Here is a 15929-nt window from a genome sequence, read left to right on the forward strand (position 1 = left end):
CCCGCATGCTGACCCGACGGCGCAGATTCACCCATCCATCATGATCGAACCAGGCAACCCCGCCGCGACCCGACTCCCCACCGCGCCGGCCGCAAGAATTCGATCAACTTCTCTAGGCTGTGGGCAACCGACACCAGGGAGTCGACGAATGTCGTTACGTCTTGCCTCGCCGCGGCGCGTGTTGCAGTCCGCGCTGGCCCTGCTGACCGGCGTGGTCGCGGCCGTCGCGGTGGCCCCGCAGCCGGCGTCCGCCGAGCTCAGCGGGTGGTACTACCCGACCTGCAAGATCCCGGTCAGCAATCGGACGGTCAAGTTCGAGTTCGTGCTCGACTGGAACGATGACAACCTCGACCAGTTCCACGTCTGGTGGTTCGGCTGGGACACGAGCCCGTTGTTCACGCCGTCGCGCATGGTCGTCTCCACGTTGCAGCAGGACGGCAGCCGGCCGATCATCCGGGCCTGGGGCGGCTCGGCCGACACCCTGCACGACGTCGACTCCATCGCGAACACCGGCGGCAACTGGGAGCAGGGCGCCTGGCACAACGCGGGATCCGCCATCGGCGTCTACGCCCGCGTCTACCTGAACGGCAACTCCGACGGCTGGTGCGACTCCCCGCTGATCCGCACTCCCCGCAACTGAACAGCCCACGGGCGCCCGGAGCTCGCGCGAGGCACAGCGGGGCGGGCGGCGGCCCCGCCAGCCCGGCAAGATCATTCTTCGCGTACGGCCGTGAAGGTCGAGGCCCGGGGACGGCGTTCACCGTCCCCGGGCCTCGACGGCGTCAGAGCGTCGTGACCATGCCGCCGTCGATGGTGAACTCGGCGCCGGTCACGTTGCCGGCCCGGTTGCCGGCCAGCAGCAGGACCAGGTCGGCGACCTCCTCGGGCCGGGTGAAACGGCCGGTGACCATGGCCGCCGCCGCGCCCGCCTCGACCTCGCGCGGGTCCTGGCCGGTGGCCGCGCCGACCGTCGCGGCGACGCCGCCGTCGCCCAGCCACAGGTCGGTGGCGACCGGCCCCGGGGCGACCGTGTTCACCCGGATCCCGCGCGGGCCGAACTCCTTCGACAGCGACTTGGCCAGGTTGGTCAGGGCGGCCTTGGCCGCCGAGTAGTCGACGACGAGCGGGTCGGGCAGGCGGGCGTTGACCGAACCGGTGTTCACGATCGCGCCACCGCCGTTCGCGAGCATCACGGGCAGCGCGGCCCGGGTCGCCCGCACCGCGGCCATCACGTCGAGGTTCCAGGTGGTCAGCCACATCTCGTCGGTGACCTCGAGGAACCCGCCGGTGCGGGGCGGGGCGATCCCGATGTTGTTGACCAGGACGTCGATCCGGTCGCCGGCCGCCTCGATCAGCTGGGACGGGCCGTCCGGGGCGCCCAGGTCGACCTCGATCGCGGTGACGCCGGGCAGTTCCTTCAGCTCGGCGGTGGCCCGCCGGGAACCGGCGACGATCGTCGCGCCCTCGGCCGCGAACGCGCGGACGATCGCCAGGCCGATGCCGCGGCCGGCGCCGGTGACGACCACGTGTTTGCCGTTCAGTCCCAGATCCATCGATGACCCCTTCAGCCGGTGATGTACACCTGTCACCGTAGGGGCGGACGAGCGGCGGAGGCTTGAGTCGGCCGACTGCGGCGGGTCGCGGCTCCACGCCGTACGGCGAAATGTTTGTCGTGGTCTTGATCTTCGGACCGTGGCAGGGTGGAGACAGCGAGGCCCCTTCCGGTTGCGGACGCGCCCGACCGTTCGAGGGAAGGGAAACGCCATGATCGCCATGGGACCGCCGCCGCACACCGAGGACCCGTACACCCGGATGACCAGCCCGGGCGGAGTCCCGGTCGATCAACTCGTCTCGGTGCTGCAGAAGGAGATCCGCCGCGGGAACGTGGACAACGCGGTGCTCGCGGCCTACGAGATGCACCGCACCTCGGCCGAGGTCGCCGCGCACCTGTGGCGGCGGCTGCGGCTGATCGCCGTGGAGGACGTCGGGATGGGCGCGCCGCTCGCGCCGGTGCTGCTGCGCGAGTTGCAGACCGACTACGAGAACAGCGGCGGCACCGACGTGATGCAGGTCGTGCACGCCGTGCGCTACCTGGCCACCGCGCCCAAGGACCGGACCAGCTCGGAGCACGCCGACTACGTGCGCGTGATGGTCGAGGCGGGCCGGCTGGCCGTCACCGTCCCGGACTACGCGCTGTGCGTGCATACCCGGGCCGGGCAGGAGAGGGGGCGCGGGCTGGCGCAGTGGTGGGAGACCGGTGCCCGGGTGCACGACGAGTGGCCGGGCGCCGACCATTCCTACCGGGAGGCGCTGATCAGGCTTCTGGGGTGACGTCCATGCGCTCCAGCCAGCGGTCCAGCAGGGCGACCTCGACCGGTTCCAGCCGGTCCGTGCCGGCCAGGGTCAGCTGGGAGCGCAGCTGACGCGCGGCGCCCCGGACCGGGTCGGAAACGGCGCCGGCGGGCGCGGCCGGCTCGGTGAGCACGGCGGCGAAGACGGCATCACGCATCCGGTGTGACTGGTCGGCGTCGTCGTAGAGGGCCGGGTGGGCGATCCGCGCCAGCGCCACCCCGATGTTGGCCGGCAGGATCAGCCGGGCCGCCTGCCGGGGGGTCATCCGCAGGGCGCCGGCTGCCGCGACCCGGACCAGCGCAGCCTCCAGGAGGTCGAGGATGCGCTGGTGGGCGGCCGACGTGGTGAACATCAGGCGATAGAGGGCAGGGTTGGCCGCCGCGAACGCCATGTGGTCGTCCCAGCCCGCGTACAGGTCGGCGACCGGGTCGCCGGTCTGTTCCAGGTCGAGCTTGTGCCGTGCGTACCGTTGCGAGCCGGCCTCGGCGACGGCCGCGAGCAGCCCGCGCTTGTCCCGGAAGAGCCGGTAGAGCACCGGCTGGGTGACTCCGACCTCGTCGCACACCGCGCGGGTCGCGATGTCCCCGTCGGCCGATGCGGCCAGCTGCCGCTCGGCCGCCTCGATCAACGCCACTCGCAGTGCCGCATCCGCCTCTTCCTGCATAAATCAATGATACGGCATTCCGCTAGCAGCGATCGCGACGGCGTGCTACGGTTTTCCCTATCGGCGCTACGGATACTCCGTATCACCACTAGCGAAGAGGTGGGAAGCCATGAAGGTCGCCATCGTCACCGGCGGTTCGCGGGGCATCGGGCGGGCCAGCGCGATCAAGCTGGCCGCGGACGGCTACGCGGTCGTCGTCGGCTATGCGGGCAACGAGAAAGCGGCGGCCGAGGTCGTCGAGCACATCACCGGGGCCGGCGGGCAGGCCCTGGCCGTGCAGGCCGACGTGGCCGACGAGCACCAGGTCGCGGCCATGTTCGACGCCGCCACGGAGGCGTTCGGCGGGGTCGACACGGTCGTCAACTCGGCCGGGCGGATGCCGCTGTCCCCCATCGCCGAACTGGACCTCGACGACTTGGACGCGCTCTACCGGACGAACATGCGCGGCGCCTTCGCCGTCGCCCGTGAGGCGGCCCGCCGGCTACGCCCGGGAGGCTCGATCGTGCTGATCTCCACCTCGGTCGTGGGGCTGCAGTTCCCGACCTATGGGGCGTACACCGCCACCAAGGGCGCGGTCGAGGCGATGACCCTGATCCTGGCCCGCGAGTTGCGCGGGCGCGACATCACGGTGAACGCGGTCGCCCCCGGCCCCACCGCCACCGACCTGTTCCTGGACGGCAAGGACGAGGCGACGATCGAGCGCCTGGCCAAGCAGCCGCCGCTGGAGCGCCTGGGCACCCCGGAGGACATCGCCAACGTCGTCGCCTTCCTCGGTGGCGCGGCCGGTCACTGGGTCAACGGTCAGATCGTCCGCGCCAACGGCGGCATCATCTGACGGTCGTCCCGGTCAGGGTGCGGCGTTGAGCAGGTCGAGGGCGCTGTGCTGACAACTGTGATTGGTGCCGGCGAAGGGGCCGGCCCAGTGCGATCCGTACATGTCGAGGCTGTCCCGGTCCCGAGTGAAGGCGCTGTCCGCGTTGCGGGTCAGGTAGGTGTTGTAGGCGCCGCCCACCGCCATGTTCAGGACGCCCAGGCCGCGGATGGCCGCGCCCTTGAAGGAGGCGCCGTCACCCGAGCAGGCATCCGGTTCGTTCGGTTCCCGCAGGATCCCGTTCGGGGACAGGTATCCGCTGGTGGTCATGGCGTCACCGATCCGGCGGGCGGTGGCCAGCGCGTTCGCGTCCCCGGTCACCTCGTTCAGTCGCACAAGGGCATTGATCAAAACCCCTTGGTTGTACGTCCAGGTCACGTCCCCGTTGTTCCTGCAGGTGCTCAGGTTGATCCCGTCGTTGACGAGGCTCGACCCGTTGAGCATGCCCGTGCCCTGGAACCAGGTCCACGCCTGCTGGGCGCGGGAACGATAGACCGTGTCCCCGGCGATCCGCCGGCTCAGGGCCGCGTTGAGCTGGATGTACAGGCTGTTCTCGATGGCGTTCTTGTTCTTGCGGTCGGTCTTCCACCAGACCCCGCCGCCACAGGTCCCGTCCCAATAACTGAACATGTGGTCGGCGTCGGCGCGGGCGGTGTTCAGGTACCGGCTGTCGCCGGTCACGTCGTACGCGTCCACCCAGGCCAGTCCCCACCAGCCGGTGTCGTCGAGGTATTCGTTGCGGAACTGCCCCAGCCGCGCGTTGACGTTCTTGTCGTAGGTGCTCGCGATCGCGTACTGGTAGCTGTGCATGCCGCTGCGCCGGATGTTGTCGGCGACCGCGGTGAGCGCGTTCGCCCCGGTCCACCAGCCGCCGGTGTCGAACAGGCCGGTGCCGCGGTCGAAGCGCATCATCAGCGCGGTCGCGGCGGCGGTCCGCCGGTCCCACGCGTTCCAGGTGGCGCGGGCCCACGACGTACAGCTGATCTCGGTTCTGTCCCCGGCTTTTCCGCAGGCTCGCAGAGCGCCGACGCCGTCGGTGTTCCAGTCGTCGACGTTGTACTGGGCGGTGCGCCAGCCGGTGGCACCCGCCGGGATGGTGGTGCCACCGAGCCGGCTGTCGCCGGCCCAGGTGCGGCCGCCGTCGAACGAGCGGTCGAGCCACACCTCGTCGCCGGCCTGACCGCCGTCGATCGTGGCCCAGGCCATCGCGTCGGTGTCGTTGACGTGCAGCCGGAACGTGCGTCCGTAGAGGCCGCTGGTCACCGCGACCCGGTCGGCCGGCGCGGACGCCGGGTCGCGCCCGTCGCAGTATCGGTTGCAGACGGTCGCGGCCGGGGCCGGTGCCGCGGGCAGGATCACGCCGGCGGCGAGGACGGCGGCGACCACCACGATCCGGGAGATCATGCCCGCCATTCGACATCCATCGACGCAAATCTGTCAAGACTGTTAACTTTCAGGACAGGTCGGTGGCGATGATCTTCTCGATGTTGCGTTCGGCCAGGGCGGTGATCGTGACGAACGGGTTGACGCCGATGCTGCCGGGGATCAGCGAGCCGTCCATCACGTACAACCCGGGGTATCCGGGCAGCCGCCCGTAGTTGTCGGTGGCCTGGCCGAGCACGCAACCGCCCAGCGGGTGGTAGGTGAAGTCGTCGCCCCACACCTTGTTCACCCCGAACAGGTCGCTGCGATACACCGTCACCTGGGCTTTGTTGATGGTGTCGAAGACCCGCTCGGCCGCGGCGATCGCCGGCTGGTTCTGCGCGGTCTGCCAGCTCAGGTCCACCGTCCCGGTCGACGTGTTCCAGGTGAATCGGGCCCGGTTCGGGTTCTTGGTGATGGCCAGGTACAGGCTGATCCACAGTTCGGTGCCGGCCGGGAACGGCGCGATCTCGGCGAAGACCGGCCCGGCCGGGTCGGCCCAGTTGTCGATGCCCATGGCCGGCATGCCGGATTCCAGGGCGCCGGTCGTGGTCCACACGTGCTGGGCGCGGGCGACCATGACATTGCCGTTGTTGCCCCAGCCCTGCCCGACCGCGTCCGGAAGGCTCGGCAGTGTGCCCTGCGCCTTCATGGCGACCAGCAGCTTGCTGGTGCCGACACTGCCCGCGGCAAAGAAAACCCGATCTGCGCGTACGGTCTTGACGGCCACCGTGACCCCGGCGGTGTCGATCTGGTCGACGGTCACCGCGTATCCGCCCGCGCTGTGCGGCGCGACGGCGGTGACCACGTGCCCGGTGGTGATCGACAGTCGCCCGGTGGCCGCCGCCGCGGCCAGATACGTCTTGTCCAGCGACCGTTTCCCGTAGTTGTTGCCGTAGATGACCTCACTGGCCAGGGCCGACCGGGTCACCGTCCCGGCCTGCTCCTGTTTCATGTAGCCGAAGTCGTACACGTTGTTCAGGAACGTCGTCGCGTACCCGGACGCATTGGCCTGGTCGCGGCTGACCCGCGCGAACCGGTAGCAGTCGGCCGTCTCGAACCAGGCGGGGTCGATGGCGTTGACGCCAAGCGCGGCGTTGGCCCGCGGGAAGTACGTGTCGTACATCGAGGCGACGTCGACGGTCGGCAGGATCTCGGCGAAGTAGTCACGCCTGGGCACCACGGCCATGCCGCCGTTGACCAGCGATCCCCCGCCGACACCGCGGCCCTGGTAGACCCGGATGCCGGCGAACTTCTCGGAGTCCAGGACCCCGGTGTACCTCGGGATCGTCTTGTTGACGCCGATCCCGAGGAAGTAGCCGAGCGGCTGGTCGGTGGTGGTCCGCAGCCAGTAGGAGCGCCGGTCCGGGTTGAGCATGTCGCAGAAGACCTTGCCGTCCGAGCCGGGCGTGTTCCAGGCCAGGCCCATCTCGACGACGGCGGTGGCGATCCCGGCTCGGGTCAGGCGCAGCGCGGTCACCGCGCCCCCGTAGCCGCTGCCGATGACCAGTGCGGGCACGTGATCGCCGGTGGTCAGGGCGGCTCCGGCGGCCGAGGCTTTCGCGAGGAGTACGGCGGCCGGGGCCCCGAGGGCGGCGGCCCGCAGCAGGGTCCGTCGACTGGTCATCTCAGGCCCCCGCCATCTCGTCGGCCGCGATGTATCCGAAGGTCATGGCCGGCCCGATGGTGGATCCGGCCCCGGCGTAGCTGTGGCCCATGACGGCCGCGCTGGAGTTGCCGGCCGCGTACAGCCCGGCGATGACCGTCCCGTCGGCCCGCAGCACCCGGGAGCGCGGGTCGGTCCGCAGTCCGCCCTTGGTGCCCAGGTCCCCCGGCACGATCTTGCAGGCGTAGTACGGCGGCAGCCACAGCGGCGCCAGGCACGAGTTCGGCATGACCGCGGGATCGGTGTAGTAGTGGTCGTAGGCGCTGTCCCCGCGGTGGAAGTCGGTGTCCTGGCCGGTCAGGGCGAACCCGTTGAACCGGCTCACCGTGGCCACCAACCCCGACGCCGGCACCCCGATCTTGGCGGCCAGTCCGCCGAGCGTGAAGTCCTTGACCACGGCCCCGGACGAGTACCAGGAGTCGGGGAACGGCAGGCCGGGCGAGACGTCCCGGAACAGGTACCGGTTGCGGTAGTTCTGGTCGAAGATCAGCCAGGACGGGATGTCCGGGGACGCGCTGTTCTTGTCGTACATGACGTGCACGACGTCGCTGTAGGGCGCGGCCTCGTTGACGAAGCGCTTCCCGGCGCGGTTGACCAGGATGCTGCCGGGCAGGGTGCGTTCGGCCAGGCAGAAGTACGGTTCCTCGGGCAGCGGGATGGCCGGCCCCCACCACGCGTCGTCGAGGAAGTCGGTGGCCGCCCCGGCCAGCAGCCCGGCCCGGATGCCGTCGCCGGTGTTCTCCCGGGCACCCACGGTCCAGTCGACGCCGATCGGCTGCCGCTGGTAGGTCAGGCGCATCGCCAGGTTGTGCTCGAACCCGCCGGCCGCGACCAGCACGCCGCGGGTGGCGCTGATCCCGGTGGCCACGCCGTCCCGGTCGACGACGACGCCGGTGACCCGGCCGGTCGTGTCGATCTGCAGGTCGGTCAGTGGCGTGTTCAGCCAGACCGGCACGCCGGCCGAGGCCAGACCGGCCCGCAGCGCCCCGGCCAGGGCCTGCCCCATGGTCAGCGGCGTCTTCCCAGCCAGGACGGCGGCGGTGTAGCGGGCCACGCACTCGGCCGCGACGGCCGTGCCCTTGAGGTTGACCAGGGCCAGGTTGAGCCACTTGTAGTCGGCGCTGAACACGGTCAGCCCGGCCGGGGTGGCCAGGTAGGCCGGGTTCAGGTGGGCCAGCTCGGCGCCGAGCAGTTTGCCGTCGAACAGGTCCGGTTCGATCGAGCGCCCGCGGGCGATGCCGCCGGGCAGCTCCGGGTAGTAGTCGGAGTAGCCGTCCATGTACCGGAACCGCAGTGGGCTGTTGGCCATGACGAACGAGATCATCGACGGGCCGTTGGCCAGGAACGCCTGCTGCTTGGCGGTCGGCACGTCACCGTCGACCACCGCGGCCAGGTAGGCGGCGGCTTTGGCCGGGGTGTCGGGCACCCCGGCGGCGAGGATGACCTGGTTGTTGGGGATCCAGATGCCGGCGCCGGAACGGGCGGCCGAGCCGCCGAACGTCGGCGCCTTCTCCACGACCAGGACGCTGAGACCGCGCTTGGCGGCGCGCAGCGCGGCGGTCATCCCGGCGGCGCCGCAGCCGACGACCACCACGTCGTACGAGGCCTGGGCGGCTCGGGCCGGACCGGCGAGCGCGGACGAACCGGCGACCAGGCCGGTTCCGAGAGCGGCGGCGCCGGCCAGAACCTGGCGCCGATTGAGGTGACCGGACATGCGAGCTCCTCGGACGTTGGAGCTGTAACGCGTTCTACTATCAGTCCACGCAGCCCGTGATGTCAAAGGGGTGCATCTATAAGAACGTGTTTCAGTTCTGCGACGTCCTTGACCCGTTCCGGCCGGGTCGCGGCCAGCGGGGAGACCACGAGGGTCGTCACGCCCGCGGCGGCCAGCGCGGCCACCCGTTCGCGCAGTTCGTCCGGCCGCCCGACGAGCGCGGTCGCGTTCACCAGGCGCTCGGGCACGGCCGCGGCCGCCTCGGCCCGCCGCCCGCTCAGGAACAGGTCCTGGATGGTGGCCGCCGCTTCGGCGTAGCCGTACCGCCGGACGAGGTCGTTGGAGAAGTTGCGGCCACGGGCGCCCATCCCGCCGATGTAGAGGGCGAGTTGCGCCCGGTGCCGGGCCAGCAGCGTCTGCGACGGTTCGGCGACCGCGAACGGCAGCGGCACCATGATGTCGAGCGGCCCGAGCGCCGGGTCACGGCGGGCCCGCCCCTGGGCCAGGGCCGGGCCGAACACCTCGGGCAGCGCATCGGGGTCGAGGAAGAGCGCCTGCCAGCCGTCGGCGATCTCGGCCGCCAGGGCGACGTTGCGCGGGCCCATGGCCGCGAGGAGGATCGGGATGCGGTCGCGGACCGGCCGGTTGATCAGCTTCAGCGGTTTGCCCAGGCCGGTGCCCTGGCCGGGCGGCAGCGGGATCCGGTACCGCTCCCCCGCGTGCACGAGGGTCTCGCGCCGCCACACCGAGCGGCAGATGTCGACGATCTCCCGGGTCCGGGCCAGCGGTGCGTCGTAGGCGACCCCGTGGAAACCCTCGATGACCTGCGGGCCGGACGCGCCCAGGCCGAGCGAGAAGCGGCCGCCGGAGACGTAGTCGAGCCCGGCCGCGGTCATCGCGGTCAGCGTCGGCGTGCGCGTGTAGAGCTGCATGACCCCGGAGGCCAGCTCCATCCGGGTGGTCCGGGCGGCGAGGTAGCCGAGCTGGCTGACGGCGTCGAAGCTGTACGCCTCGGGGACCACGACCAGGTCGGCGCCGGCCGCCTCGAACTCGGCGACCTCCTCGACGGCCGCCGCGAAGCCCTCCCCGCTGTAGCCGAGCTGGATGCCCAGCCGCACGTCAGGCGTCCTGGACGATGACCTGGCGGATCACGTCGCCGCGGCCCAGGGCGGCGAGCGCGTCGTCCACCTCGTCGAGGCGCAGCCGGTGCGTGATCATGCCTTCCAGGTCGAGGCGCCCGGCCCGCCACAGCGCGATCAGCTTCGGGAAGTCGCGGGGCGGGTAGGCCGATCCGTACAGCGAAGGAATGATCCTCTTGCCCTCGAAGAGCAGCTCGAACGGGTTGAACTCGACCTGATGCTCGGCCCGCCCGGCGCCGACCACGACGACCGTGCCGCCGCGACGGGCGGCCGACCAGGCGGTCCGCAGCGTCTGCGGGAGGGCGACCACGTCGAACGCGTAGTCGAAGCCCTCGGCCCCGGTGACCTCGACGATCAGGTCGCTGAGCTGGTCGGGGGTGACCGCGTGGGTGGCGCCGAAGCGGCGCGCGACGTCGAGCTTGGCCGGCACGGTGTCGACGGCCACGATGAGCGCGGCGCCGGAGACGCGAGCGCCCTGGATCGCCGAGATGCCGACCCCGCCGCAGCCGATCACGACGACGGTCTCACCCGGCCGGACCCGAGCGGTGTTGACGACCGCACCGACCCCGGTCATCACGCCGCAGCCGACCAGCGCGGCCACTTCGTAGGGCACGTCGGCGTCGATCGGGACGGCGCCGATCCGCGGCACGACCATCTCCTCAGCGAACGCACCGCAGCCGGCCATCCCGAAGATCGGCCGGTCACCGGCCATGAAGCGGGGCATCGCGTAGCCGTTCATGACGTGGGTCATGCACAGGTACGGCTCGCCGCGCAGACATTCGGCGCAGGTTCCACAGGAGGGCAACCAGTTGACGATGACCCGGTCGCCCGGGGCGAGGTCGTCCACGCCGTTGCCGACCTCGATCACGTCGCCGGCGGCCTCGTGGCCGAGCACCGCGGGCATCGGCTGGGGCAGGCCGCCGTCGCGGGCCGACTGGTCGGAGTGGCAGACCCCGGCCGCGCGCACGCGGATCCGGATCTCGCCCGGGCCCGGCCCGAGCACGGTCACATCGTCGCGGATGTCGAGTTTCTCGCCCAGATCGTGGAGTACCGCTGCCCGCACCTCGCCCACCTCCGTCATAAATTAGAACGCGTTCTACGCTAGAGGGCGCCCCGCACCCGAGCAAGCGATTGGCCGGTTGGGCATAATCGACCAGGTGACGACCACGAAGAAGGCCGCCCCGCCGTCGGAGCGCCGGGCCCACCTGATCCGGCTGGCGGCCGACCTGTTCGCGGAGAAGGGCTTCCGGGCCACCACGGTCCGCGAGATCGCCGACGCCGCCGGCATCCTGTCCGGCAGTCTCTACCACCACTTCGACTCCAAGGAGTCGATCGGCGACGAGATCCTGCGAGGTTTCCTCGACGACGTGCTCGGCGGCTATCGCGAGGCGGTGGCCGGGGTCGACGACCCGCGCGCGGCGATCGAGCGGATGGTGCGCTTCAGCACCGCGGCGCTCAGCCGGCACCGGGCCGCGTTGACCATGCTGCAGAACGACTGGGCCTATTTCAGCGCCCAAAAACGCTTCGCCTATCTGCGTACGGCCATGAAGGAGATCGAGCAGACCTGGATCGACCAGTTGGAGCGGGGCAAACAGGCCGGGCAGTTCCGGGCCGACCTGAACGCCCGCCTGGTCTACCGCCTGCTGCGCGACATCCTGTGGATCCCCACCTCGTGGAAGCAGGCGCGGGGCAAGTCGTGGAGCACCGACGCGATCGTCGACGGACTGCTCGGCCTACTGTTCGACGGCATCGTCAAGCGCTAGTCTCCCAAGCAAGCGCTTGGGAGGTACGCCATGGGCCGGCTGGACGGCAAGGTCGCTCTCATCACCGGTGGCGCACGCGGCATGGGCAAGTCGCACGCCCGGCACTTCGCGGCCGAGGGCGCCCGGGTGGTGATCGGGGACGTGCTCGACGACAAGGGCGCCGCGGTCGCCGACGGCGTCGGCGGTGTCTACGTGCACCAGGACGTGACCAGCGAGGCCGACTGGGCCACGGCGATCGGGACCGTGCTGAACACGTACGGGAAAATCGATGTTCTGATCAACAACGCCGGGATCCTGCGGCACGGCGCGATCGCCGACATGGACCCGGCCGAGTTCCGCCGGGTGCTCGACGTGAACCTGGTCGGTTGCTGGCTCGGCGTGCACTTCGCGGCGCCGCCGATGATCGCGGCCGGGCGCGGCTCGATCGTCAACGTGTCGTCGATCGAGGGTTTCGCCGGGGCGGCCGGGCTGTCGGCCTACAGCGCCAGCAAGTTCGGCATCCGCGGCATCACCCGGTCGGCCGCGCAGGAGCTCGGGCCGTCCGGGATCCGGGTCAACTCGGTGCACCCGGGTGGCGTCATGACCTCCATGGCGATCAGCGCGGCCGAGCATCTGACCGGCGTCGATCCGGCCGCGTTCCTCAAGTCGCTGCCGATCGCGCGGTTCGCCGAGCCGATCGAGATCTCCCGCCTCGTCGCGTTCCTCGCCTCGGACGAGTCGTCCTACACCACCGGCGCCGAGTTCCTGGCCGACGGCGGGCTGCTCGCCGGGCCGGGATACTGAGATGGGCTCCCTGGACGGGCGGATCGCCGTGGTCACCGGCGCCGGGCAGGGACTCGGCGCGGCCGAGGCCCGCGCGCTGGCCCTGGAAGGCGCCCGGGTCGTCCTCAACGATCTTCCGGGACCGGGTCTCGATCGAGTGGCCGCCGAGATCCCGGGGGCCGCGGTCTGCCCCGGCGACGTCGCCGAATGGTCGACCGGGGAGGCGCTGCTGGCCGCCTTCGGCGGGGTGGACATCCTGGTCAACAACGCCGGGGTGCTGCGCGACCGGATGATCTTCTCGATGTCCGAGCAGGAGTGGGACGCCGTGATCCGGGTGCATCTGCGCGGCCACTTCGTGACGACGCGGCTGGCCACGGCGTATTGGCGGGAGCAGAGCAAAGCGGCCGGGCGGCCGGTCTACGCCCGCGTGGTCAACACCGCGTCCGAGGCGTTCCTGCTCGGGTCGGCCGGGCAGCCCAACTATGCCGCGGCCAAGGGCGGGATCGTGGCGTTGACCCTGGCCACGGCCCGGGGGTGCGCCCGCTACGGCGTGCGGGCCAACGCCATCTGCCCGCGAGCCCGCACGGCGATGACCGGGGCGTTGATGGGGCCGGCGCCCTCGGGGGCCGATCCGCTCGACCCGGCCCGGGTCGCGCCGCTGGTGGCCTACCTGGCCGGGCCGGGCGGGGAACGGATCAACGGGGAGGTGTTCGTGGCCCACGGTGATGTGGTGGCGCTGCTCGGGCCGCCCACGGTGCGGGCCGCCTTCCACGCGTCGGGCGACCGGTGGACGGTCGACGAACTGGACGCGACCCTCGGAAAAGTGTTCACGGCCGACCCGCCGCGGACCGGGTTCGTCTGCGAGGAGACGTTGCCGCTGGCCGACGCGACATTCGGGGAAGCCTCGTGAAACAGCGCGACACCGTCTCGATGCCCGCGGCCGAGATCGCCGCGCTGCTGGCCGCCGGTCGCAAACTGCAACTGGCGACGATCAACGCGGACGGTACGCCGCACCTGGTCAGCATGTTCTACGGGATGCGGGACGGGCGGATCGCGTTCTGGACCTACCGGGCGTCGCAGAAAGCCCGCAACCTGGCCCGCGACCCCCGGGTGACCTGCCTGGTCGAGGACGGCGACGACTACTTCGACCTGCGCGGCGTACAGGTGACCGGGGTGGTGACCGTGATCGAGGACCTGGCCGGGGTGACGGCGGTGGGTCGGTTGGTGGCCGCCCGGATGCCCGGCCCGACGGGCGGCGACCTGCCGGCGGAGGCGCTGGACGACTACGTCGCGCACGCGGCGCCGAAACGGGCGGCCTACGTGGTCGAGCCGCGCCGAGTGATCAGCTGGGACCACCGGCGCCTGCTCGGTTGACTCACATCATCTCGTCACCGGTCGGGATCAGGACCGTCTTGAGTTCGGTGTAGGCCTCGACGGAGGAACGGCCGCCCTCGCGGCCCAGCCCGGACTGGCCGAAGCCGCCGAACGCGACGTGCGGCTCCAGCTGGTAACCGTTGATGCCGACGGTGCCGGCGCGAACCGCCCGGGCCATCCGGATCGCGCGCTTCACGTCCGCGGTGTAGACGGTGGCGGCCAGCCCGTACGAGGTGTCGTTGGCCAGCCGGACCGCCTCCTGTTCGTCGGTGAACGGCACCACGGCCAGGACCGGGCCGAAGATCTCCTCCCGGGCGATCGTGGCGTCGTTGGCGACGTCGGCGAAGACGACCGGGTCGACGAAGTTGCCGGCCGACAGTTCGCCGTCCGGGCGCCCGCCGCCGCAGACCAGTCGCGCGCCCTCGGCCTGCCCGCGCTCGATGTAGCCGAGCACCCGGTCCAGCTGCCGCTCGTTGATCAGCGGCGCGGCGGTGACCTCCGGATCGAACGGGTCGCCGTAGGTGACCAGGCTGGTCATGCCCTCGGCGATGGCCAGGAACTCGTCGTACACGTCCCGGTGGACCAGCGCCCGGGAGTGGGCCACGCACGCCTGGCCGGAGAGGCCGAGGGTGACCGTGCCCATGGTGAGGGTCGCGGCGGCGTACACCTCGGCGTCCGGGAAGACGATCGACGGGCTCTTGCCGCCCAGCTCCAGGCTGACCCGCTTCATGCCCTCGGAGGCGGCGGCCAGCACCCGCTTGCCGACGGCCCGGCTGCCGGTGAAGGTGATCTTGTCGAGGAGCGGGTGGGTGATCAGTGCCTCGCCGGTCGGGTCGCCCGGGCCGGTCACCACGTTGAGCACGCCGGCCGGGAGCCCGGCCTCCTCCAGCAGCCGCACCAGTCGCAGCGCGGCGAACGTGGCGAACTCGGACGGCTTGAGCACGACGGTGCAGCCGGCGGCCAGGGCGGGGGCGATCTTCTGCGCGGCCAGCAGCAGCGGACCGTTCCACGGGACGACCGCGGCGACCACGCCGACCGGTTCGCGCAGGGTCATCACCAGGTGGTCGCCGCCCTGATAGCCGGGCAGGGTCTCGCCGGCCAGCTTGTCGACCCAGCCGGCGTGGTGGTCGAAGACGTCGGCGACACATTCGATCGACATCGCGTACTCGTCGCCGAAGGTCAGCGGTACGCCGTTGTCGAGCGCCTGCAGGGTGCGCAGCTCGTCGGTGTGGGTGCGGATCAGCTCGGCCGCCCGGCGCAGCACGGTGATCCGCTGCTTGGCCCGGGACCGCGGCCACGAACCCTCGTCGAACGCGGCGCGGGCGGCGCGGACGGCCGCGTCGACGTCGGCCGGGGCGGCCACCGCGAAGTCGCCGACCTGCTCGCCGGTGGCCGGGTGACGGTGGGTCCAGGTCCGGCCGTCGGCCGCCGGGCGCCAGACGCCGTCGATCAGCAGCTCGCCGGTGGCCAGGCCGACCGCGTCCCGCCTGGTCTTGATCGAGAGAACCATCCGGCACCTCCGGTGCGGCAATACTGAAACACGTTCTACTTACGCGCAGGGTACGCCGCGCCTCGCGGGTCCGCCAGAGCTTGCTCCGGGTGGCCACGGCGTACAGTCGTCGGTTGATCTTCAGCATCTACCGAACGGGGGCACAGCTGTGACGACCGAGGTGACGGCCGAACTGGCCGAGGCGATCCAGCGCGGGTACGACCAGCGCGACCGGGAGAACATGGCCCCGACGATCGCCTACTTCGAGGCACTGCTGGCCCGGCACCCGGACCACCCGGTCCTGGTGTACGAGGTGGCCGGCGCCTACGACACCGCCGGTCAGGAGCAGACCGCCCGCGGCCACTACGAGCGCGCCCTCGCCCTGGGCCTCGACGGCGACGTGCTGCGGCGGTGCCTGTGCCAGTACGCGAGCACGCTGAAGTGGCTCGGCGAACTGGACGAGTCCCTGGCCGTGCTGGACCGGGCCCGCGAGCAGTTCCCCGACTCCGATGCGGTACGGGTCTTCCGCGCCCTCACCCTCAACGACGCCGAACGCGCCGACGAGGCGGTGGCCGAGCTGCTCACCGTCGTCACCGGGCACGCCGAGGTCACCGACCTCGGGCGATGGGCGGTCGGACTGCGCGGCCTCGCGAAGTGGCTGGCCGACGGCCGCCCCGAATAGGGTGCACGCGGCGCGGAGCGGCCAGAGGTTG

Annotated in this window: 16 protein-coding genes; 8 read left to right on the plus strand and 8 right to left on the minus strand. The window is 71.3% G+C overall.

From position 1 onward, the window contains the following. Positions 1 to 148 precede the first annotated feature (148 nt). Positions 149 to 640 carry a hypothetical protein gene (locus ACSHV8_RS20560; RefSeq protein ID WP_436535352.1) on the plus strand — a complete coding sequence of 164 codons (492 nt, stop codon included), beginning with the start codon at positions 149 to 151 and terminating at the stop codon, positions 638 to 640. Between the two features lie 142 nt (positions 641 to 782). Here ACSHV8_RS20560 and ACSHV8_RS20565 read toward each other — a convergent pair whose 3' ends face one another. Then, positions 783 to 1553, minus strand: a complete 771-nt coding sequence (locus ACSHV8_RS20565; protein WP_436535353.1) for an SDR family NAD(P)-dependent oxidoreductase — start codon at positions 1551 to 1553, stop codon at positions 783 to 785. 211 nt (positions 1554 to 1764) lie between these two features. Between ACSHV8_RS20565 and ACSHV8_RS20570 the strand changes: the two genes are divergently transcribed. After that, a complete protein-coding gene (locus ACSHV8_RS20570) occupies positions 1765 to 2331 on the plus strand; it encodes a hypothetical protein (protein WP_436535354.1) in 567 nt (188 codons plus the stop codon). On the opposite strand, the gene ACSHV8_RS20575 is transcribed toward ACSHV8_RS20570, so the two are convergent. Beyond that, the gene (locus tag ACSHV8_RS20575) at positions 2315 to 3016 is read right to left on the minus strand and encodes a TetR/AcrR family transcriptional regulator (protein ID WP_436535355.1); all 702 of its coding nucleotides are present in this window, start codon (positions 3014 to 3016) and stop codon (positions 2315 to 2317) included. The two genes, ACSHV8_RS20570 and ACSHV8_RS20575, sit on opposite strands and share 17 nt — an antisense overlap. Positions 3017 to 3125: 109 nt before the next feature. Between ACSHV8_RS20575 and ACSHV8_RS20580 the strand changes: the two genes are divergently transcribed. Beyond that, the gene (locus ACSHV8_RS20580; RefSeq protein ID WP_436535356.1) at positions 3126 to 3851 is read left to right on the plus strand and encodes an SDR family oxidoreductase; all 726 of its coding nucleotides are present in this window, start codon (positions 3126 to 3128) and stop codon (positions 3849 to 3851) included. 12 nt (positions 3852 to 3863) lie between these two features. Here ACSHV8_RS20580 and ACSHV8_RS20585 read toward each other — a convergent pair whose 3' ends face one another. The 5 genes from ACSHV8_RS20585 to ACSHV8_RS20605 all read right to left on the minus strand — a co-directional run bounded on the left by ACSHV8_RS20585 (position 3864) and on the right by ACSHV8_RS20605 (position 10891). After that, positions 3864 to 5300, minus strand: coding sequence for a glycoside hydrolase family 76 protein (locus tag ACSHV8_RS20585; RefSeq protein WP_436535357.1), 1437 nt, complete (start codon positions 5298 to 5300; stop codon positions 3864 to 3866). A 40-nt stretch (positions 5301 to 5340) separates the two neighbouring features. Next, positions 5341 to 6936: a GMC oxidoreductase gene (locus ACSHV8_RS20590; RefSeq protein ID WP_436535358.1), complete on the minus strand. Its 1596-nt coding sequence runs from the start codon at positions 6934 to 6936 to the stop codon at positions 5341 to 5343. A 1-nt stretch (position 6937) separates the two neighbouring features. Next, entirely contained in the window at positions 6938 to 8689 is a 1752-nt protein-coding gene (gene kstD / locus ACSHV8_RS20595; protein WP_436535359.1) for a 3-oxosteroid 1-dehydrogenase, read from the minus strand. A gap of 62 nt (positions 8690 to 8751) precedes the next feature. Continuing rightward, a complete protein-coding gene (locus ACSHV8_RS20600; protein ID WP_436535360.1) occupies positions 8752 to 9807 on the minus strand; it encodes an LLM class F420-dependent oxidoreductase in 1056 nt (351 codons plus the stop codon). 1 nt (position 9808) lies between these two features. Further along, complete coding sequence (locus tag ACSHV8_RS20605) at positions 9809 to 10891, minus strand: Zn-dependent alcohol dehydrogenase (RefSeq protein WP_436535361.1); 1083 nt, start codon at positions 10889 to 10891, stop codon at positions 9809 to 9811. A 94-nt stretch (positions 10892 to 10985) separates the two neighbouring features. Here ACSHV8_RS20605 and ACSHV8_RS20610 point away from each other — a divergent pair, with 94 nt between their 5' ends. The 4 genes from ACSHV8_RS20610 to ACSHV8_RS20625 are packed head-to-tail and all read left to right on the plus strand — an operon-like array spanning position 10986 to position 13727. Next, positions 10986 to 11591: a TetR/AcrR family transcriptional regulator gene (locus ACSHV8_RS20610; RefSeq protein ID WP_436535362.1), complete on the plus strand. Its 606-nt coding sequence runs from the start codon at positions 10986 to 10988 to the stop codon at positions 11589 to 11591. A 30-nt stretch (positions 11592 to 11621) separates the two neighbouring features. Next, entirely contained in the window at positions 11622 to 12374 is a 753-nt protein-coding gene (locus tag ACSHV8_RS20615) for a glucose 1-dehydrogenase (protein WP_436535363.1), read from the plus strand. 1 nt (position 12375) lies between these two features. Beyond that, the gene (locus ACSHV8_RS20620; protein WP_436535364.1) at positions 12376 to 13263 is read left to right on the plus strand and encodes an SDR family NAD(P)-dependent oxidoreductase; all 888 of its coding nucleotides are present in this window, start codon (positions 12376 to 12378) and stop codon (positions 13261 to 13263) included. Continuing rightward, positions 13260 to 13727, plus strand: coding sequence for a TIGR03618 family F420-dependent PPOX class oxidoreductase (locus ACSHV8_RS20625; protein WP_436535365.1), 468 nt, complete (start codon positions 13260 to 13262; stop codon positions 13725 to 13727). The genes ACSHV8_RS20620 and ACSHV8_RS20625 overlap by 4 nt, the downstream gene beginning before the upstream one ends. 1 nt (position 13728) lies before the next feature. Here the strand turns inward: ACSHV8_RS20625 and ACSHV8_RS20630 are convergent, their stop codons facing one another. Beyond that, on the minus strand, positions 13729 to 15237 hold the full coding sequence (locus tag ACSHV8_RS20630; RefSeq protein ID WP_436535366.1) for an aldehyde dehydrogenase family protein: 1509 nt from the start codon (positions 15235 to 15237) through the stop codon (positions 13729 to 13731). 148 nt (positions 15238 to 15385) lie between these two features. On the opposite strand from ACSHV8_RS20630, the gene ACSHV8_RS20635 reads away from it, so the two are divergent. Beyond that, positions 15386 to 15898, plus strand: coding sequence for a tetratricopeptide repeat protein (locus tag ACSHV8_RS20635; protein ID WP_436535367.1), 513 nt, complete (start codon positions 15386 to 15388; stop codon positions 15896 to 15898). Positions 15899 to 15929 lie beyond the last annotated feature (31 nt).

Source organism: Actinoplanes sp. HUAS TT8, from assembly GCF_051380535.1.
Classification (GTDB): domain Bacteria; phylum Actinomycetota; class Actinomycetes; order Mycobacteriales; family Micromonosporaceae; genus Actinoplanes.

Bases quoted from the DNA above. Each gene is read 5' to 3' on its own strand.
- ACSHV8_RS20565 (WP_436535353.1), bottom strand. From the start codon at position 1,553: ATGGATCTGGGACTGAACGGCAAACACGTGGTCGTCACCGGCGCCGGC.
- ACSHV8_RS20575 (WP_436535355.1), bottom strand. From the start codon at position 3,016: ATGCAGGAAGAGGCGGATGCGGCACTGCGAGTGGCGTTGATCGAGGCG.
- ACSHV8_RS20590 (WP_436535358.1), bottom strand. From the start codon at position 6,936: ATGACCAGTCGACGGACCCTGCTGCGGGCCGCCGCCCTCGGGGCCCCG.
- ACSHV8_RS20585 (WP_436535357.1), bottom strand. From the start codon at position 5,300: ATGGCGGGCATGATCTCCCGGATCGTGGTGGTCGCCGCCGTCCTCGCC.
- ACSHV8_RS20580 (WP_436535356.1), top strand. From the start codon at position 3,126: ATGAAGGTCGCCATCGTCACCGGCGGTTCGCGGGGCATCGGGCGGGCC.
- ACSHV8_RS20615 (WP_436535363.1), top strand. From the start codon at position 11,622: ATGGGCCGGCTGGACGGCAAGGTCGCTCTCATCACCGGTGGCGCACGC.
- ACSHV8_RS20570 (WP_436535354.1), top strand. From the start codon at position 1,765: ATGATCGCCATGGGACCGCCGCCGCACACCGAGGACCCGTACACCCGG.
- ACSHV8_RS20630 (WP_436535366.1), bottom strand. From the start codon at position 15,237: ATGGTTCTCTCGATCAAGACCAGGCGGGACGCGGTCGGCCTGGCCACC.
- ACSHV8_RS20560 (WP_436535352.1), top strand. From the start codon at position 149: ATGTCGTTACGTCTTGCCTCGCCGCGGCGCGTGTTGCAGTCCGCGCTG.
- kstD (WP_436535359.1), bottom strand. From the start codon at position 8,689: ATGTCCGGTCACCTCAATCGGCGCCAGGTTCTGGCCGGCGCCGCCGCT.
- ACSHV8_RS20620 (WP_436535364.1), top strand. From the start codon at position 12,376: ATGGGCTCCCTGGACGGGCGGATCGCCGTGGTCACCGGCGCCGGGCAG.